Origin of the sequence: Hydrogenophaga intermedia, assembly GCF_000723405.1 — a bacterium.
In the GTDB taxonomy this organism is placed as follows: Bacteria; Pseudomonadota; Gammaproteobacteria; order Burkholderiales; family Burkholderiaceae_C; genus Hydrogenophaga; species Hydrogenophaga intermedia.
This window is the reverse complement of sequence record NZ_CCAE010000047.1, coordinates 1-18,392: the sequence shown is the minus strand read 5'-3', so window position 1 is coordinate 18,392 and position 18,392 is coordinate 1. Positions and strand designations below refer to the sequence as shown.

Sequence of the window (18,392 nt, the reverse complement as noted above, 5' to 3'; positions counted from 1 at the left end):
GCCCTCAAGCGCGCGGCAACCGGAACACCGCCACCGACTCGACCATCTGCGCGGCCTGCGTCTTCAGGCTGGAGGCGGCGGCCGCGCTTTCTTCGACCAGCGCCGCGTTCTGCTGCGTGGCCTGGTCCATCTGCGTCACGGCCTCGCCCACTTGCGCCACGCCCGAGCTCTGCTCGCTGCTGGCGGCGCTGATCTCGCCCACGATGTCGGTCACGCGGCGGATGCTGGCCACCACCTCGCTCATGGTCGCGCCGGCCTGGTCCACCAGGGCCGAGCCCTGCTCCACACGCTCCACGCTGTCGGTGATGAGGCCTTTGATTTCCTTGGCCGCCTCGGCGCTGCGCTGCGCGAGGTTGCGCACCTCACCGGCCACCACCGCGAAGCCGCGGCCCTGCTCGCCCGCGCGCGCCGCTTCCACGGCGGCGTTGAGCGCCAGGATGTTGGTCTGGAACGCGATGCCGTCGATCACGCTGATGATGTCGGCGATGCGGCGCGAGCTGTCGTTGATGCCCTTCATCGTGTCCACCACGCGGGCGACCACCTCGCCGCCCTGCGAGGCCACGGTCGAGGCGCTCATCGCGAGCTGGTTGGCCTGCTGCGCGTTGTCGGCGTTCAGGCGCACGGTGGAACTCAATTGCTCCATGGACGCCGCGGTTTCCTCCAGCGCCGAGGCCTGCTGCTCGGTGCGGGCCGACAGGTCCTGGTTGCCCTGCGCGATCTGCGTGCTGGCCGAGGCCACGCCCTCGGCGTTGCCGCGCACGTTGGAGACCACATGGGCCAGGTTGTCCTGCATGCCCTTCAGGGCCTGCAGCAGTTGTGCGGCTTCGTCGCGGCCATCGATGTGGATGCGGTTGGTGAGGTCGCCCTCGGCGATGCGGCGCGCGCTGTCGGCGGCCTGGCGCAGCGGCCCGGTGATGGAGCGGCTCAGCACGAAGGCGGCGGCGGCACCGATGAGCAGGGCCAGCACGCCGCCCGCGATCAGGATGTTGCGGCCTTGCGCCGCGTTGGCGGTGGCCTCGGCCAGGGACTTGTCGTAGTTGCCTTGCTGGAACTCCTCCAGCTTGACGATCGAGTCGAGGTAGGCGTCGGCGAGCGGGCGCAGATCGCGATCCAGCGCGACGCTGATGTCTTCACCCGCCAGACGCTGCTTGAGCAGGTTGGCGCGCGGCGTGCGGTAGCCCTCGCGCGCGGCGTCGATGCCCGCGATCAGGCGCTTGCCCTCCTCCGACTGCTCCAGTTCGACGATGCGCTTGCGCGAAGCCAGCGTGATCTGGGAGGTCTTGTCCATGGCGGCCTGCCACTCACTCATGCGGCTGGTGTCCGAGTCGAGCGCCGCGGCACGGGTGCGGATCCAGTTCAGGTCGATGGTCTGGCGCCAGCGCACCGCCATCTGGAGTTTTTCGTTCTCTTCGGTGGTGAGCCGCTGCGTGGTCTGCGCCAGTTCTTGCAGACGCCACACGCCGATGCCCGACATGAGGGCCGTGATGAGCAGGACCAATCCGAAAGCGAAGGCCAGGCGGTTGCCGACCTTGAGGTCGTTGAGTTTCATGCGGGGGTCTCGGTGTGAATCCAGGGAAAGGCCGGCGGCGCCGGCCGTGCTCCGCATATCGACGCGGATATGGAGGATCTTGAATCGGCATGGCGACAGCCGAGCGTGGGAAAAGCGGCAGGCGCCGGGCCCAAACGCGGGGATCGATCGCCGCTTCGCCTCAGCCGCTCAAGTCTTGCGGCGGGCGGCCGATACGGCCGGCAGGAGCACCCACGCCATGATCCCTGCGCTCTCCGCCGCCGCCTCCGGTCTGCAAGCCGCCTCGCTGCGGCTGGAGTCCTCCGCCCACAACGTGGCCAATGCCCAGACGCCGGGTTTCCGCCGCCAGGAGGTGCAGGCCAGCGCGCGCGCCGGCAGCGGCGGCGTGGACACGCGCGTGCAACGCTCGACGCGCGAAGGCGTGTCGCTGGAGGAGGAGGTCGTTGACCAGATCGCCGCGTCGGCGCTGTTCAAGGCCAACGCCAAGGTGGTGGCCACGGTGGACCGCACGCTGGGGCGCTGGCTGGACGAGAAGGCCTGAGGCGGCCCGCTGTTTCCGCGGGGCCTACTTCGCCCCGCCCACCCGCCGCGTGATCTCGGCCGCGCAGGCCAGCAAGGGCTTGGCGATGCCGCCGTTCCACTCGCTGTCGAAAGTGGCCGACGGCCCCATCACCAGCACGCCCAGCACGATGTGGCCCTCGGCGTCGAACACCGGCGCGCACAGCGCGTCGATGCCCGGGATCGGCTGCCCGCGAGTGCGCGACAGGCCGTGCTGGCGGATCTCGGCCAGCGTGGGTTCCAGGTCCTGGATGGTGTGCACCGGCGTGGGCGTGGTGCCGTAGTTCGATCGCGCGAGGTCTTCGGCCAGCAGGCGTTCCACCACCTTGGGCGGCAGATAGGCCGCGAACAGGCGGCCGGTGGCCGTGCTGGTCAACGACATCACGGTGCCCGTGCGCAGGTTCACGTGCAGCGGCTGGATGGGTTCTTCCATGCGCACGATGGTGGGCCCCAGGTTGCCCCACACCACCAGCGCCACGCTCTGCCCCGTGGCGTGCGCCAGTTGCTCCAGCACGGCGGACGCTTCCTTCACCGGGTCCATGCGCTGCAGCTTGATGAGCCCGAGTTGCAGCGCCAGCGGCCCCAGTTCGTACTGCCCCGCGTCGTTCTGCGAAACGAAGCCCACCTTGAGGAAGCTCACCATGTACGGGTGGGCCTTGCCCGCCGTCATGCCCGCCGCCTTGGCCAGGTCCTTCAAGGCCACGGGCCGCACCTTGCGCGCGAGTTCCAGCAGCAGCGCGCTGCCGATCTCGATCGACTGGATTCCTCGTCGGCTCTTCTCTTCCATGGGGGTGTGGGCGGTGACGGCGCGCGCAAGTGTATCCATAGGGTTTTCCCTGAGCATTTCAAACGACTACGACCCAATCAGACGAAAAGATATTATCAAATGCATTGACGATAGTCAGATGAGACTTCTAGAATCGCCCCCACTGACCAGGAGCAATGCATGTCACAGGAGACAAAGGTCGTCGACGTACTGGTGATCGGTACCGGCGCATCGGGCATGGCCACCGCCGTCACGGCCGCCTCGCAGGGGCTGGACGTGCTGGTGGTGGACAAACAACCGCAGTTCGGCGGCACCACCGCGCGCTCGGGCGGCTGGCTGTGGATCCCCGGCACCCACCTCGCCAAAGAGCAAGGCATCGAGGAGCCGCCGGGCGCCGCCAAGGCCTACCTGAAGCACGAGGCCACCACGCACTACGACGAGCGCCGCGTGGACGCCTTCCTGGAAAACGGCCCCAAGGCCATCCAGTTCTTCACCAGCCAGACGCCGCTGCGCTTCGACCTGCCGGCCGTGTTCCCGGATTACCACGCCGAAGCCCCGGGTGGCCTGCCCGGCGGCCGTTCCATGGTCACGCGGCCCTTCGACGGCCGCGAGCTCGGCCCGCGCATCAAGCAGCTCGCCCCGCCGCTGCCCGAACTCACGGTGTTCGGGATGATGCTGGGCTCCGGCCCCGAGATCCGCCACTTCATGCGGGTCTTCAAGTCGCCCACGTCCTTCTGGTACGTGACCAAGCGCCTTACGCGCCACTTCCTTGACGTGCTCATCCACGGCCGCGGCATGACGCTCACCAACGGCAACGCGCTGGCGGGCCGCCTGGCCAAGGCCGCCATGGACCGCGACATCCCCGTGTGGCTGTCCTCGCCCGTGAAGCAGTTGCTGACCGAGGGTGAGGCCGTGACGGGCGCGCTGGTCGAACACGAAGGGCGCACGGTGCGCGTGACGGCGCGCCGCGGCGTGGTGCTGGCCACGGGCGGTTTCCCCTACGACGTGGAACGCCGCAAACAACTGTTCCCGCACGCGCCCACGGGCCGCGAGCACTTCTCGCCCTCGCCGTCCACGAACACCGGCGACGGCCTGCGCATGGCCGAGTCGGTGGGCGGGCGCGTCGATCCCACCATCCCGCACGCGGCGGCCTGGGTGCCGGCCTCCGTCACCACGCGCCCGGACAAGAGCACCGGCGTGATGCCGCACTTCATCGACCGCGCCAAGCCCGGCGTGATCGCCGTGAGCCCCGAGGGCCAGCGCTTCACCAACGAAGGCAACTCGTACCACGACTTCGTGCAGGCCATGGTCAAGACCTGCGCGGGCCGCAACGAAACCTTCGCCTGGCTGCTGTGCGACCACAAGGCCCTGCGCAACTACGGGCTGGGCTGCGTGGCGCCCGCGCCGCTGCCCATCGGGCGCTACCTGCGCAACGGCTACCTCAAGTCCGGCGCCAGCATCGGCGAGCTGGCCAGCAAGCTCGGCATTGCGCCCGCCACGCTGGAGCAGACCGTGGCCGAGTTCAACCGCCACGCGGTGAAGGGCGAAGACCCGGCCTTCGGCAAGGGCAGCAAGGCCTACAACCGCTACCAGGGCGACGCCGCCGTCACGCCCAACCCCTGCGTGGCCCCGCTCGAACACGGCCCCTACTACGCCATCAAGCTCGTCATCGGCGACATCGGCACCTTCGCGGGCCTGGTCACCGACGAAAAGACGCGCGTGCTCAACGGCCTGGGCGAACCCATCGCCGGCCTGTACGCCGTGGGCAACGACGCGGCCAGCGTGATGGGTGGCAACTACCCCGGCGCGGGCATCACGCTCGGCCCGGCCATCACCTTCGGCTACATCGCGGGCAATGAACTCGCCAAGGCCGTGCCGCTGGCGAAGGCCACCGCCGCAGCGAAAGAAGCGCTGGCCCCCACCGCCTGAGAACACCGCCATGCCCACCTACCCCGACACCCTCGCGCCGCGCCTGCTGCAAGGCCGCCTGGCCTTCATCACCGGCGCCGGCCAGGGCAACGGCCGCGCCTTCTGCCTGGGCCTGGCGCAGGCCGGTGCGCGCATCGTCGCCACCGACATGAACGCCGCCGCCGTGGAAGAGACCGCGCGCCTGGTGCGCGAGGCCGGCGGCGAGGCCTGGTCCTTCGCGCTCGACGTCACCTCGCCAGAGGCCTGCCGCGACATCGCGCGCCAGGTCGCGGAGCGCATTGGCCAGGTCGACCTGCTCGTCAACAACGCCGGCATCATCATCCGCGAGACCACGGCCAGCCCGCACGCGGCCGAGAACTTCAGGAAGACGCTCGACGTGAACGTGCACGGCACCTTCAACGTCACGCACGCGCTGCTCGATCCGCTCAAGGCCACGCGCGGCTGCATCGTCAACATGGCCTCCATCGCGGCCTACGCGGGGCAGGCCGCCTCGCTCGGCTATTCGCCCTCCAAGGGCGCGATCAAGATGCTCACGCAGTCGCTCGCGCAGGAACTGGCGCCCTTCGGCGTGCGCGTCAACGCGCTGGCGCCCGGTGTCATCGCCACGCCCATGACGGCCGCCACGCGCGAGGACCCCACGCGCCTGCAGGGCTTCATGACGCGCATCCCCCTGGGCCGTGTCGGCGAGACGGAGGACCTCGTCGGTCCCATCGTTTTCCTCGCCTCCGACATGTCCCGCTACGTCACCGGCATCACCCTGCCGGTGGACGGCGGTTTCCTCGCGGTTTGACGCCAGCGCCAAGCCCAACTTTTCGCCCATCCCATTCACAACAGGAGACAACATGAGCATCAAGCGTTATTGGGGCGCCGCACTGTCGGCCATCGCACTCGCCGCCTTCGCGGGCGGCGTCCAGGCCCAGGACATCAAGCTCGGCTACAACGGCGACCTCTCGGCCTCGCCCTCGGCGCAGAGCGGCCAGGCCGCCGTCATCGGCATGGAAGCCGCCATCGCCGACATCAACGCCGCCGGTGGCGTGCTCGGCAAGAAGCTGGCCCTGGTGGTGCGCGACGACGCCTCCGCGCCACCCAAGTCCATCCAGAACATGACGGACCTGATCGACAACGAGAAGGTGGTCGCCGTGTTCGGCCCCACCAACTCGGGCAACGCCATGGCGTGGAAGCACATCGCCAACCAGAAGAAGGTGCCGGTGATCGGCAACGTGGGCTCGGGCACCGCCATCACCGCGCCCATGGGCTCGGGCGACAACTACATGTTCCGCGTCTCCATGGTGGACCGCGAGCAAGTGGCCGCGCTGATGGCCTACGTGAAGAAAAACAGCAACGTGAAGAGCGTGGGCCTGATGGCCGAGACCACCGGTTACGGCCAGGGCGGCATGAAGGACATGCAGGAGCTGGCCGAGAAGCAGGGCATCAAGATCGTCGCCACCGAACACTTCGGCGTGGGCGACACCGACATGACCTCGCAGCTCAACAAGATGAAGGCCGCCGGCGTGGACACCGTGGTCGTCTGGGCCCAGGGCACCCCCATCGCGCAACTGGTGCGCAGCATGGAGAAGATCAACTACTTTCCGCTCACCCTCACCTCCTGGGCGGCCGACAACATCACCTTCTACGACGCCGCGGGCAAGGCCCTGGCCGACAAGCCCATCTTCATGCGCACCGTGAGCGAGGAGAAAACGCCCGTGCAGCAGAAGCTCTACGACCGCATCGGCTCCAAGCTCAAGGCACCCAGTGCCTTCTCCTTCGCGCTGCACGGCTACGACTCGGTGATGCTCTACGCGGCCGCCGCCAAGCAGGCCAACAGCACCGACGGCGCCGCCGTGCGCGCCGCGCTGGAAGACCTGAAGGCGCCGGTGCAGGGCGTGCTCAAGACCTACAACAAGCCCTTCAGCAAGACCGACCGCGAAGCCCTGACCGCCGAAGACTTCGTGTGGATCCGCTGGAAGGACGGCAAGCTGCTGCCCTACAGCGACCCGATCCTCAAGTCGCTGAGCGCGGCGGACTTCAAGAAGTAAGCGGCATCGCGCGCGGCTCCGCCAGCGGCCCGCGCGCCTTTCCCCGGAGACAGACATGACAGAAGCGCTCCTGCAGGCGGTGCTGAGCGGGCTGTGTGTGGGCGGTGCCTATGCGCTCGTCGCGCTGGGCTTCAGCGTCACCTTCACCACCACCAAGACCCTCAACTTCTCGCACGGTGAGTTCGTGACGGCGGGCGCCTTCATCGGCATGAGCGTGCTCTTCCTCGCCATCGGCAAGCCACTGACGGCCACCAGCTTCGGCGAGGCCGAGCCGGGCGGTGCCGCGCAGCTCATGGCGCTGGTCGGCGCCCTGGGCCTGATGGGCCTGCTGGGCTGGCTGCTCTACGCCATCGGCGTGCGGCCCTTCGCGGGCCGCCCGGGCATGGCCTGGGTGATGAGCACCCTGGGCTTTGGCGTCATCCTGCAAAGCATCGGCCTGGCCATCTGGGGGCCCAAGCCCGTGGTGGTGCCCAGCCCCGTGGGCGACCAGGTGCTGCGCTTCCTGGGCGTGGGCGTGCGCCCGCAGGAACTGCTCACCCTGGGCGTGGCAGTGGTCGTCATGGTCGGGTTCGACCACGTCATGAACCGCACCATGCTCGGCAAGGCCATGCGCGCGGTCGCGGCCAACGGCAACGTGGCCAGCCTCATGGGCATCAACACCAAGGCCATCATGGTGATCGCCTTCGTCGTGAGTTCCGCGCTCGCGGGCTTGTCGGGCTTCCTGCTCGCGCCCATCGCGCAGGCCTCGCTCTACATGGGCCTGGCCGTGGGCCTCAAGGGCTTCTCGGGCGCCATGATCGGCGGACTGAGCAACCCGCGCGGCTGCGTCATCGGTGGCTTCGCGCTCGGCGTTATCGAATCGCTGGTGAACCTGTGGCAGGCGCAGTGGCGCGAGGTGGCGATCTTCGCGCTCGTCATCCTGGTGCTGGCCTTCCGCCCCACCGGTTTGTTCGGCTCGCGCGCGGTGGAGAAGGTATGAACCGGTACTCGCACCTCGCCGGTGTGCTGCTGGCCGTGGTCGCGGTGGTCGGCCTCACCTTCGCGCTCAACAACGACTACTACCTGCGCATCCTGTTCATGATGGGCGTGTACTACCTGTGCGCGGCCGGCATGAACGTGCTGGTGGGCTACGCGGGGCAGAAGTCCCTGGGGCAGGCCGGGCTGTTCGCGGCCGGCGCCTATGCGGTGGCCCTGCTCACCACGCGCACCGAGATGAGCCCCTGGATCGCCCTGGCGCTGGCGGCGGTGATTTCGGGCGTGTTCGGCGTGCTCATCGCCCTGCCCTCGCTGCGCGTGAAGGGCCCCTACCTGGCCATGGTGACCCTGGCCTTCGGCATCGTGGTGGAAAAGCTCGTGAGCGAGTGGACCGAGGTGTTCGGCGGCGCGCAGGGTGTCTACGGCATTCGCCCGCTGAGCTGGGGCGAAAACCCGCTGAGCACGCAGCAGTGGGTGTGGTTCACCGTGGCGCTGTGCGCGGTGACGCACCTGCTGCTGCGCAACCTGGTGGGCGGGCGCTTCGGTCGCGCGCTGCTCTCGCTGCAGGCCGACGAGATCGCTTCGTCTTCGGTGGGCGTTCGCGTCTACCGCGCCAAGGTCATCGCCTTCGTCGTCGCGGCCGTCACCTGCGGCATCGCGGGCGCGCTGGTGGCGCAGCAGAACCAGTACATCAACTCCGACTTCATCACCTTCCACCTGTCCATCTTCATCCTGCTGCTGGTGCTGTTCGGCGGCGCGGGCTCCCAGTACGGGCCGCTGGTGGGCACGGTCATCCTGGTCGTCATCGACGTGTCCCTGGCGCGCTGGCCCGCCGCGCAGCACTTCCTCTACGGCTTCCTGCTGCTGTTTGCGCTGTACGCCATGCCGGGTGGTGTGATGGGGCTGTTGAACGCCGTGTTCGCGCGCTTCCGGAAGAAGCCCGAACTGCCGTCGGGCGTGGAGCCGCGCGCCTACCGCCCCGCCTCGGCGGACGCCACCGGCGACCTGCTCGTGGTTGACAACGTCTCCAAGGCCTTCGGCGGCGTCAAGCCCGCGCAGGACGTGTCCTTCCGCCTGCAGCGTGGCCACGTGCACGCCCTCATCGGCCCCAACGGCGCGGGCAAGTCCACCATGATCAACATGGTCACGGGCGTGCTCGACCCGAGCGCCGGCACCATCTGCTTCCTGGGCCAGAACCTCGCGGGCCAACCAGCGCACGCCATCTGCCAGTTGGGCATGGGCCGCACCTTCCAGAACCTGCGGCTGTTCGCCGAACTCTCGGTGCTGGACAACGTCAAGCTCGGCCACCATACGCGCATGCGCAACGGCTTCTTCGCCTCGCTGCTGGCCTTGCCCGCGGCGCGGCGTGAAGAGGCGCGCACCACCGAGCGCGCGCTGCAACTGCTGGCCCTGGTGGACCTGCTGCCCCTGGCCCATGCACCCGCCGGCAGCCTGCCCTACGGCCTGCAGCGCCGCGTGGAACTGGCGCGCGCCCTGGCCACCGAGCCGCAACTGCTGCTGCTCGACGAACCCGCCGCCGGCCTCAACCCGCAGGAGACCGCCGAGCTCGGCCAACTGCTGCTCAAGATCGCGCGCTGCGGCATCTCCATCCTCATGGTGGAGCACCACATGGACCTGGTCATGTCCATCTCCGACCACGTCATCGTGCTGGACTACGGCATCAAGATCGCCGAAGGCAAGCCGGGCGAGATCCAGAACAACCCGCGCGTGATCCAGGCCTACCTCGGCGTCGAGGACGGCGCCGAGCCCACGCCCGCGCCGGCCGGGGCCTAGGAGGAGGACAGCATGCTCAAGATCGACAAGCTCGAGGTCGCCTACGGCGCCATCCAGGCCGTGAAGGGCGTGAGCCTGGAGGTGCGCGCGGGCGAGGTGGTCACCATCATCGGCGCCAACGGCGCGGGCAAGAGCAGCCTGCTGCGCTGCATCGCCGGCCTGGAGCCGGCGGCCGGCGGCAGCATCCGCATCGCCGACCAGGACTGCACCCGCCTGGCGCCGCACAAGCGCGTGGGCCTGGGCGTGGCCATGTCGCCCGAAGGCCGTGGTGTGTTCCCCGACCAGACCGTGCGCGAGAACCTGCTGCTCGGCGCCTACGCGCGCCGGCAAGACAAGGCCGGCGTGCAACGCGCCATCGAACGCGAATTCGAACGCTTCCCGCGCCTGCGCGAACGCGAAGCGCAACTGGCCGGCACCCTCTCGGGTGGTGAGCAGCAGATGCTCGCCATCTCGCGTGCGCTCATGAGCGAGCCGCGCCTGCTGCTGCTCGACGAGCCCTCGCTCGGCCTCGCGCCGCTCATCATCAAGGACATCTTCAAGGCCATCCGCCAACTGCGCGAATCGGGCCTGACCATCCTGCTCGTCGAGCAGATGGCCAAACAGGCCCTGGGCGTGGCCGACCGCGCCTACGTGCTCGAAACCGGGTGCATCACGTTGCAGGGCTCGGGCGCCGAGCTGCTGAACGACCCGAAGGTGAAAGCCGCCTATCTCGGCTCCCATTGAGTCCAACCTGGAAGGAAAGTCCCATGTTCGTGCGATCGGGTTTGATCAGGAAAAGGCCGGAGTGGAGCGACGAGGACTTCCGCCGCCACTGGCTCGGCCAGCACGCCGAACTGGCGGCCCGCCTGCCCGGCCTGCGCCGTTACGAACAGAACCACGTCACCGACAGCCTGCAGCGCGGCTTCACCTACCCGCGTGGGCCGGAACAGCTCGACGGCTTCTCCATGCTCTGGTTCGACAGCGAACAGGCCATGCGCGAGGCCATCCGTACCGAAGCCGGCCAGGCGCTGGTGGCCGACGAGAACCACTTCATCGGTGACCTGCGCATCGTCACCATCGACCAGATGGAAGTGATCGAGCCCGAGGCCGATCGCCCGCTGCTCAAGCGCATGTCCTTGTTGAAACGACGTGACGACGTGCTGCCCGACGAGTTCAAGAGCGAGTGGCGCCAGGAACACGCGCACCTGGTGAAGCGCGTGGCCGGCGTGCGCGGCTACCGCCAGAACCTCATCGTGGGCCGCGAGGCGCCCAAGGGCCACCCGGTGGAGCGCGACGGCCTGCCCATCGACGGCATCGTCGAGCTCTGGTTCGACGACACCGAGTCGCTCAACGCGGCCTTCGCGTCGCCCAAGGGCCAGACCCTGATGACGCACGCGCGCGAATTCATCGCCGAGATCACCACCTTCCTGGTCGAGCGCCACGTGATCGTCGGCGCGCGCGGCTGAGGTGACCGAGGGCTGGCGCGCATACGCGCTGCTGCTGGGCGCCATGGCCATCTGGGGCGTCAACCTCTCGGCCGTGAAGGCACTCACCGGCGCGCTGGACGTGCTGACCGTGGCGGCCGTGCGCATGGTCGTCGCCGCCATCGCGCTGACGGTGCTGCTGTTCCTGCGCCGCGAACGCCTGCCCGTGCTGCGCGCGCGCGACCTGCTGGGCCTGACGGCCTGCGCGCTGTTCATGGTCTACGGCAACCAGATTCTGTTTGCGGGCGGCTTGTCGCGCACCACGGCCACCAACGGCGCCCTGATCATGTCGCTGGGGCCGCTGGTGTCCACCTTGCTGGCGGCCCTGGTGTTTCGCGAAGCGCTGGGCGCGCGCCGCCTGGCCGGCGTGGTCATCGGCTTCGCGGGCGTGGCCCTGGTCATCCTCAACCGGCCGGGCGCGCAACTGGGCAGCGGCTCCGTGGGCGATCTGCTCATCCTCACGTCCCTGGTGTGCTTTGCCTCGGGCGGCATCGCGGTGCAGAAGCTGTCGAAGGCCTTCACCGTGCTGCAGATCAGCGTGGTGATCCACGTCATCGGTTCGGTGTTGCTGGTGCTGCACGCCGCGCTGTCGCCGGGGGCGCGGCTGGCGGACCTCGTCGAGGCGTCGGTCACCACGTGGTCGCTGATCCTGTACTCGGGCGTGCTGGCGACGGCGCTGGCGGCGATGGTGTGGAACCTCTCCATCGCGCGGCTGGGCCTGGCGCGCACGGCGATGGGGTTTTATTGGGTGCCGATTTTTGGCGTGGGGTTTGCGGTGGCCTTCATGGGCGAGGCGGTGACCGCCTGGCACCTGGTGGGGTTGGTGGGGGTGATCGTGGGGTCGCGACTGGGGTTCGCGCCCAGGCGATGAGGGCGACTCGCTAAGCGAGCGTGCGCGAGAGAAAGTCCCGCATCAGGCGAATGCTGGGTGGCCCATCCCCTGTGGGCGGCCACAAGGTGAGAAAAAGCGCCCTTGCCCGACAAGCACTTCGCGGTGTTCGTGACGCATAAGGTGAGACGCGCGCACCCAGCAGACGAGAAATACTTTTGACGTGGCGGCGCTGTTTGGCTACCCGATCACCGCGGCTACTCGTTATCCCTGTTCTTCGTACCGGACGACGACGCAGCACTCTCCCCGGACGACCTTCCGGTTGACTCCGTGCCTGTACTAGCTGCTCCATCCTGAGCCCTGAGGTGTTCTTCAAGCAGACGTGATTCCTTTGGGGTGGGCACTTCACAGTCGATTGTTGAGAACGGCGAAAGCAACTTGTGAATTGACAATATTCGACGGAGCGACATGATGCGTTAGGAACTGTGTGTTCTAGGGGTCACGCGTTGCCAAGCAACTTGGTATTTCTCGTCTTGTATTCGACAGCGTGTTGATATGGCAGCGTCACCACCCCCTTACTTGCTAGCCACTGTTTATCACGCTCGTCAGTCTTGAACATGTATAGGCGGCGGAGCGTCAACATCTGAAGCACGCGCACGGCGATGAAATCACTTCCAAAGTCGTCCAAGAGCTTTTCCATCTCTCGCTGCGGTAGTCTGCCTGGACTATCCAACTTCACGCCGGTGGCAATAAGCCGTGCGGCTGGAGACCCGATGGTTCCGGCCGCTGCACGTATATCATCTATGAGTGCGTCGGAACTCGTCGACACAATTGCCTTCAACAGGAAGCCTGCAGTCGACGTCTGCAGCAGCCAAGCGACGAGTTGCTGCGCCATCTTTTTGCGCTCTTCCTCCGTTCCCGCCTCTTTGCGCTTCGCCAATACGTCGGTCAATTCGTTCAAAACCGCGGCTTGGTCAGTTGTGAATAAGTTGAAGTAAGCGGTAACCGCTCTCAAAGGGCCGTGCATGACCTTGCTCAACAAATCAACGCGTTGATTTCTCGGGATGCGCTCGATTTGATTCTTGAGGATTTGACCAAGAATCTCAACTGCTTTGAACAGTGAGATGAGGTGCGCAACAAACTCGTCTTCCTCTAAGTCTTCCTTTCGGTCTGCTAAGCCGTCACTACCGTCGTCAAGTTCGTCTCGGCGGCGATTCGCCTCGTGCCTTGCCTGTTCTGGGCTCTTGCCCGAGTACGTCAGCGCCGGGAGGTCTTTGACGAAATCTCTAATTTCGACAGTGTCCCTGCCCGTGAACTCCACCGCAGGGTACGCCGAGAACGGCTTCTCAACCGCGTCCACCACGCATCGCAAAAATAATGGGTCTTCAAAAGAATGATGTGCTAGGAACAACACTGTATTTGCGTTTTCGCGCACGTACAGATGTGCGCAGCACTTACGCACATACGCCTGCACCTCCAAGTCATTCATTTTTCTGGAGAGGTACTTCCCCTTCAGATAGTAGTAGATGTAATGATATCGAAAACGGAAGAAGTCCCCATGCTGCGCAAGTACTCGTGCCTTTACAAGTGAAGCGATTCGGGTCGATAGTTCAACACGGACTTGCTCTTTTGAATACCGCTCATTGAAGATGCGGAGCTCATCCTCGGAGAGTTCCTTGTTCTCCGTGGCATGAAGCTGCCACGCAAGGTGCGCGCAGTATTCGATAATGCCCGTCCATTGATTCCGGGGAATTTGCGCTGACTCCAACCCAGCCTTTAGCAAAAAGTCGTAATACTCACTAAGCCCACTCTCCTCAAATCCTCCTTGAACGCCTGATTCGTAGCTCTGTAGCAAGGTCAAGAGATACAAGGGAAGCGATGGCACTATGTTTTTTGCCATCACGTCATTAAGGACGCGCTCCGCCGCATCGCACCGTTGAAGGAGTTGTCCTTCGTCGAGCGTGCCATCGGATGAGGTACGCACGAGCCACCGCTTGACAAGTTCGGCCCGCTTGGCAAAACCGAACGGCAGGAGCTTGAATTCTTCGAGGTCGGTGAGCTTCCCTTCAGTGTGAGGGCGAATTGTTCCGCTGAAATCGAAGCTATCATTTGCGGTCAACAAGAATCTGTTGAACCGGGATGCGGCCATGACCAAGAGCTTTGCGCGAGATGCGCCATGGCGAATAGGGCCATCATCGAAATCATCAAGAAGCAAGAGCTTTTTGGTTTTCGGTATTTGGGCGTAGCGTGCACTGCTTCCTAGCCCATACTGCGATTCGACGGCTTTAGCGACGGCCTGGTCGAACTCTCTCTCGGAAACTGTTCTTAATTCAGCGCCCCTAAGGTAGATCGGGACGAGGCCTCTTTCGTGGAAATGCTTAAATAGCATGTACAAAAGACTGGTCGCTCCAGACTTCTCCTCCCCCGTCAAAAGCACTCCTCCCTCTAGACGGGACGAATCATGAAAAATGGTGGTGTTGAGTGGAATCTTAACCCTTCGCTCATCGTTTGACTGGTGGGCATGAACGTCGGCGTATACATACAAATCTCGCAATGCGAGCGGAGCACCCCGGGCACCAAAAATCCCGCCAGGGTCGGAAAGTAGTTGCTCGAAATGGGAGCTAATTTCGAACTCATTCCGGACCTTCTTGGGAAGCGTTCTGAAATCAGCCCACGAGCCTTCTTCACTAGCGAGGTAGCGTGCTACGCCATCCCACTTGTAGCGGGTGTTTTGATAGGTCCCCTCGGCAAGGTTGAAAATTGCGACATTGAACGATGAATCAGAGAGACCATGATGTCCTTGGAGAACACATCCTTCGATATATGCACTATGGCCGGTCTCTGCATTGATGTCCTCACCTACCCCGCCTACATGTTCATGGCCAGAGACAACCACATTGGCCAAGCCGCGAACAAGTTGTCGCAATGGGTGGTACATCGTTTGGCTGAACCAGTTCAGCGGGTGATGCATAAGCACAACCCTGTAGTCGGCAGCGTCGTTGCGACGATTCTTGTAGCGTTCGACAGGGAAAATGAGTGTTCCGGGCGCTTCGTGGAGGTTCGAACACCATGACACGTTGAGGGAGTCAAAAATAAGCTCAACACCCTCGACTGAGAATCTATGCGAAGTCCATAGTTGGTCACCAACTCTGGTTTCCCCCGGGCTCTCGAAGCTTTCAGAAAAAGCGCGATAGGCGCCTTGAACCGAGGCGCCAAGGGCGATGACGTCATCATCCAGCTTTTCAGGTTTTTCTCGAATCGCGTCAAGAGTCAGTTGCCGGGGCGCATTGCTCAGGGAGAAGTCACAGTCGTGGTTTCCAGGAGCCATGACAAAGTGCACGGGCAGGTCTTTCTCCGCCTGAATGTTTTTCCGAATTGACTCGAAAAGTCCACGCGCTGCATCGTATTGGGTTTGGTCGCCACTATAGGCAATGTCACCGGTAACCGCGATGAAGACGGCAGCTGCTTCTGGCAGCGCTGCAAAAGTGCAGGCCGCTATACGGTCCCCTTGTTTGAGGATTGGGTCCTTGTCGCCTCGAATGTGAATGTCGCTAAGGTGCAGTATTAGAACCGTCATATTCTTTCCACATGGACAACATCAAAGCAACCGGCACCGCAAGTTAGCTCGAGGCACGCTCATACCTGACAGACCGGAACTCAAAGTACCCCTTCGTTGCGAGTAGCCTTCCGCGGCCGAGTCGCCGAGAGCCCGCTCAACGGCCAAGGTCCACAGTCTTCTCAGCTTATGGGCCCCGCTTTCTCAGCTTTTGGGGCTACCTACACGTAGGGCGCCAGAGTAATTGCTCTGGCGCATTCTACAGATCAAGGACTTACAGGACCTCGCGCCATCGAGCGGGACTGGCAGGGGTCAAAGTTGGTGCGACCGGCCTACTTCGCCGCCAAAGTTCTTGCGACCAAACCTCCGGTGTGAAGTCTCTTCCGCTTGCCTCGGCCAATCAGGCGCGACCGCTGTCTACTTTGAGCAGTCCGCCTCCGCGAAACACGAGGCGATTCAATCCGCTTTGTGTCGGATTCGATGAGCTGATACTGGCTAGCCAATGTTCCTGAAGATGGTGCCAAGTGCAGTGAGAAGCGAACTGACTGCCAGAACGGTACCTTTCGGATGTTCCAGCAGTTTCCTCACAAAGAGCTCTGCCAACCGCAGTGCAACCGACGCTGTACCAACCAGAATGAGCCAAGCAAGCATGAGCGCCCATACGAGCGTGAACGCAAGGACAGGCAGGAACAGGAAAGATAAAACGGCGATTGAAACGACGAACGCCAGGGGCGCCCAGTGTTGAGTGACGTTGTAGAAGAACAGCAGGGCTGCGGCGAACATGAGGGCACCACCAATACAGACTGCTGTAAGGCGGCCGATGACGCGTAGCGCAGACCCCTTAGAAGTGATCCAGTCAGCCAGGTCGGAGAGTCGAAGAGTGGATGCAAAGAGAAAGGCCGCTGCGGAAGCGGCCAGCCCTGGGATGACGCCGTACTTGAAAATGACCACCTCAATCATTGGCATAGTTGGGCCGGTGTCACTCAAAAGAGCCACGCCGTTGTAGACAAGCGCAAGCAAAAAAAATCCGTAGATGGTCCACTTTACTGGCCTGGCATCTCGTAACCATTTCATCAACCGGCCCGCCTTTTGATCCTCCAGCCACACCCAGACTCGAGTGAGAAGGTCGTTGATCCGCTCATGTGCGGATTTCGGCAGTAGCCATTCAATGAGCTGAACGATGCCGGTGAGCAGACCAATTCCCATGGCGGCAGTCCCCATCAACTCTTTCAGATCCACGATTCGCCTCCGATCTGCCCTTGGCATACAGGACTTTGTAGATGCCGCCGGCAAACCTCGGCGGCAGGGGTGCAATAAGTTCGCCTATGCGGTATCTTCCATGTAGCACAACAGAGAGTGCATGATGAACGCTGGAACGAAAAATGCCGTCGAGACTAAGCGGCGAGCTTCCAAGCGCTCAACTCTCGCGTGGATCGTGTTTGTTGGTGCCGATGGAGATTTGAACCACGCGCCGAAGGCAGCGTGAGCCACTTATTGGAACCGGAAACGACGCAGCGCGCGGGAGCGCGACCGATTCCGCCGGCTCACCGTGAAGCCTGCGCAGAGGTCGAGAGTGGCGCATTCTGGCGTCGGCGCCAACACACGGCACATAGCAAATGATGTCGCGGCATCGCCTGCGACAAACACCGACAGCAGAACGCAGCCCAGCAGCGCTCGCTGCATGACGCGTCTGAAGGTGAGCGAGGCGAACCGGCATCATTTCGAGGTGATGTGGGCGCCCGCCGAATACCTGGCTGGCGGATGGATCGATCCCAGCGGATGCGGAGAACGCGGGATTCTTGCGACAGATGCCCTTCGATTGCGACGCCATCGGTCTGCATGGCGATAGACAGGCCCCAGGAATCCTCCGACACTTTCCCCCTCCAGCCGGGGATTAGAGCGATTCATCACCCAAAGCTGGAAGCAGTATCCCATCACCCGGGGAGGAAGAGATGCTTACTCTGCTGTCTCGCATCGCCATAGCGATAGCTGCGCTTGTTTTCACTCATGTTTCCGCTTTCGGTCAGACCGATCCGAGCAGATGGTTCAAGCCCATCGTGTCCACAACAAACAAGATGCACGATCTTCTGGCTAAGCCTCGCATCGAGCTTGAAGACTTCCTTGGACTAACGCGCGTCATGTGCAGCGATCTGCACAACCTGACCACTGACCAGGCATTCACAGCGGCGTTGACGAAGTCGCTTTCATCGCGACAGACTACTCAAAAGACGCGCAGTTCCCTAGCATCGGATCTCAATGAGTTCACCAACATTTTCCTCGGATTTGAGCGATACTTACTAAAACAGGCCGGCTTAGGCGATGCGGTAACTGCTGAACTGATGGATGCCGCAAAAAATCTTCAGCACACTGTTGCCAAGGATTTTTCAGCCCAGGATGTATTGAATGCACTGGCTGCACTTGAAAAGGACGTCTGCAGCGCCCATTCGACCTTTGCAAAGATGGTTGACCAAAAGGAGCTGAAGGCAACCATCAAACGCTATGTGATCCGCGGTGGCGGTGTTGCCATTGTTGCGGTCGATGTTGTTGGCGGCGCTGGTGTTGCCGCCGGCTCATTAGTGGTGGCTCCATGGCTCCTCCCGATGGTTCCGTTCCTCGCAGATGCATCGGTGAGCATGGGCACCGTTATGTCGTTCTACCCATAGTTGCCCTCCTGGGCAATGCTGAACCGCCCCGGCTTTCGTGGAGGCCGGTTGGTTTAAGTCAGGCCTCCGCCATGGAGTCCTGATTGGCGAGATGCCGCCAGTAGTTTGCCTCAGCCTCAGCAGGCGGGATGTAGCCGACGGGTGCGAGCAATTGTTGTCTTTCACTGAAAACTGACCCAGTTAGAGCAGCAATTTCCATTGAAAGCTGACCCACGTAAGAACCCTATCCTGCTGCATTTAGCAGCAGGAGATTTCAGGAGTGATAGACGTGGCGACACTGAGTGTCATAAGACGC

Annotated in this window: 14 protein-coding genes; 10 read left to right on the top strand and 4 right to left on the bottom strand. The window is 63.8% G+C overall.

Annotated elements, in window-relative coordinates; genetic code table 11:
* Positions 1 to 4: 4 nt before the first annotated feature.
* Positions 5 to 1,549 (bottom strand): methyl-accepting chemotaxis protein, encoded by a 1,545-nt coding sequence (locus BN948_RS20065; RefSeq protein WP_009519530.1) that lies wholly within the window; start codon positions 1,547 to 1,549, stop codon positions 5 to 7.
* A gap of 217 nt (positions 1,550 to 1,766) precedes the next feature.
* Here BN948_RS20065 and BN948_RS20060 point away from each other — a divergent pair, with 217 nt between their 5' ends.
* The gene (locus tag BN948_RS20060) at positions 1,767 to 2,069 is read left to right on the top strand and encodes a flagellar basal body protein (protein ID WP_009519531.1); all 303 of its coding nucleotides are present in this window, start codon (positions 1,767 to 1,769) and stop codon (positions 2,067 to 2,069) included.
* Between the two features lie 24 nt (positions 2,070 to 2,093).
* Here BN948_RS20060 and BN948_RS20055 read toward each other — a convergent pair whose 3' ends face one another.
* Positions 2,094 to 2,912, bottom strand: a complete 819-nt coding sequence (locus BN948_RS20055) for an IclR family transcriptional regulator (protein WP_009519533.1) — start codon at positions 2,910 to 2,912, stop codon at positions 2,094 to 2,096.
* A gap of 120 nt (positions 2,913 to 3,032) precedes the next feature.
* Here BN948_RS20055 and BN948_RS20050 point away from each other — a divergent pair, with 120 nt between their 5' ends.
* The 8 genes from BN948_RS20050 to BN948_RS20015 are packed head-to-tail and all read left to right on the top strand — an operon-like array spanning position 3,033 to position 11,920.
* Positions 3,033 to 4,781, top strand: coding sequence for an FAD-dependent oxidoreductase (locus BN948_RS20050; protein WP_009519534.1), 1,749 nt, complete (start codon positions 3,033 to 3,035; stop codon positions 4,779 to 4,781).
* Positions 4,782 to 4,791: 10 nt separating this feature from the next.
* Positions 4,792 to 5,571, top strand: coding sequence for an SDR family NAD(P)-dependent oxidoreductase (locus tag BN948_RS20045; protein ID WP_009519535.1), 780 nt, complete (start codon positions 4,792 to 4,794; stop codon positions 5,569 to 5,571).
* A gap of 52 nt (positions 5,572 to 5,623) precedes the next feature.
* Positions 5,624 to 6,817, top strand: a complete 1,194-nt coding sequence (locus tag BN948_RS20040; RefSeq protein ID WP_009519536.1) for an ABC transporter substrate-binding protein — start codon at positions 5,624 to 5,626, stop codon at positions 6,815 to 6,817.
* Between the two features lie 55 nt (positions 6,818 to 6,872).
* Positions 6,873 to 7,796, top strand: a complete 924-nt coding sequence (locus tag BN948_RS20035; RefSeq protein WP_009519538.1) for a branched-chain amino acid ABC transporter permease — start codon at positions 6,873 to 6,875, stop codon at positions 7,794 to 7,796.
* Positions 7,793 to 9,586: a branched-chain amino acid ABC transporter ATP-binding protein/permease gene (locus BN948_RS20030; protein ID WP_009519539.1), complete on the top strand. Its 1,794-nt coding sequence runs from the start codon at positions 7,793 to 7,795 to the stop codon at positions 9,584 to 9,586. Before BN948_RS20035 ends, BN948_RS20030 begins: the two co-directional genes overlap by 4 nt.
* Positions 9,587 to 9,598: 12 nt before the next feature.
* Positions 9,599 to 10,309: an ABC transporter ATP-binding protein gene (locus BN948_RS20025; RefSeq protein ID WP_009519540.1), complete on the top strand. Its 711-nt coding sequence runs from the start codon at positions 9,599 to 9,601 to the stop codon at positions 10,307 to 10,309.
* Positions 10,310 to 10,332: 23 nt separating this feature from the next.
* Complete coding sequence (locus BN948_RS20020) at positions 10,333 to 11,031, top strand: EthD domain-containing protein (protein ID WP_009519541.1); 699 nt, start codon at positions 10,333 to 10,335, stop codon at positions 11,029 to 11,031.
* Position 11,032: 1 nt separating this feature from the next.
* Positions 11,033 to 11,920, top strand: a complete 888-nt coding sequence (locus BN948_RS20015) for a DMT family transporter (protein ID WP_009519542.1) — start codon at positions 11,033 to 11,035, stop codon at positions 11,918 to 11,920.
* Positions 11,921 to 12,377: 457 nt separating this feature from the next.
* Here the strand turns inward: BN948_RS20015 and BN948_RS26290 are convergent, their stop codons facing one another.
* Together BN948_RS26290 and BN948_RS20000 are read right to left on the bottom strand one after the other, a co-directional pair.
* A complete protein-coding gene (locus BN948_RS26290; protein ID WP_009519543.1) occupies positions 12,378 to 15,455 on the bottom strand; it encodes a metallophosphoesterase family protein in 3,078 nt (1,025 codons plus the stop codon).
* 474 nt (positions 15,456 to 15,929) lie between these two features.
* A complete protein-coding gene (locus BN948_RS20000; RefSeq protein WP_009519544.1) occupies positions 15,930 to 16,673 on the bottom strand; it encodes a hypothetical protein in 744 nt (247 codons plus the stop codon).
* A 713-nt stretch (positions 16,674 to 17,386) separates the two neighbouring features.
* Between BN948_RS20000 and BN948_RS19995 the strand changes: the two genes are divergently transcribed.
* Positions 17,387 to 18,097 carry a hypothetical protein gene (locus tag BN948_RS19995; RefSeq protein WP_009519545.1) on the top strand — a complete coding sequence of 237 codons (711 nt, stop codon included), beginning with the start codon at positions 17,387 to 17,389 and terminating at the stop codon, positions 18,095 to 18,097.
* Positions 18,098 to 18,392: the final 295 nt, after the last annotated feature.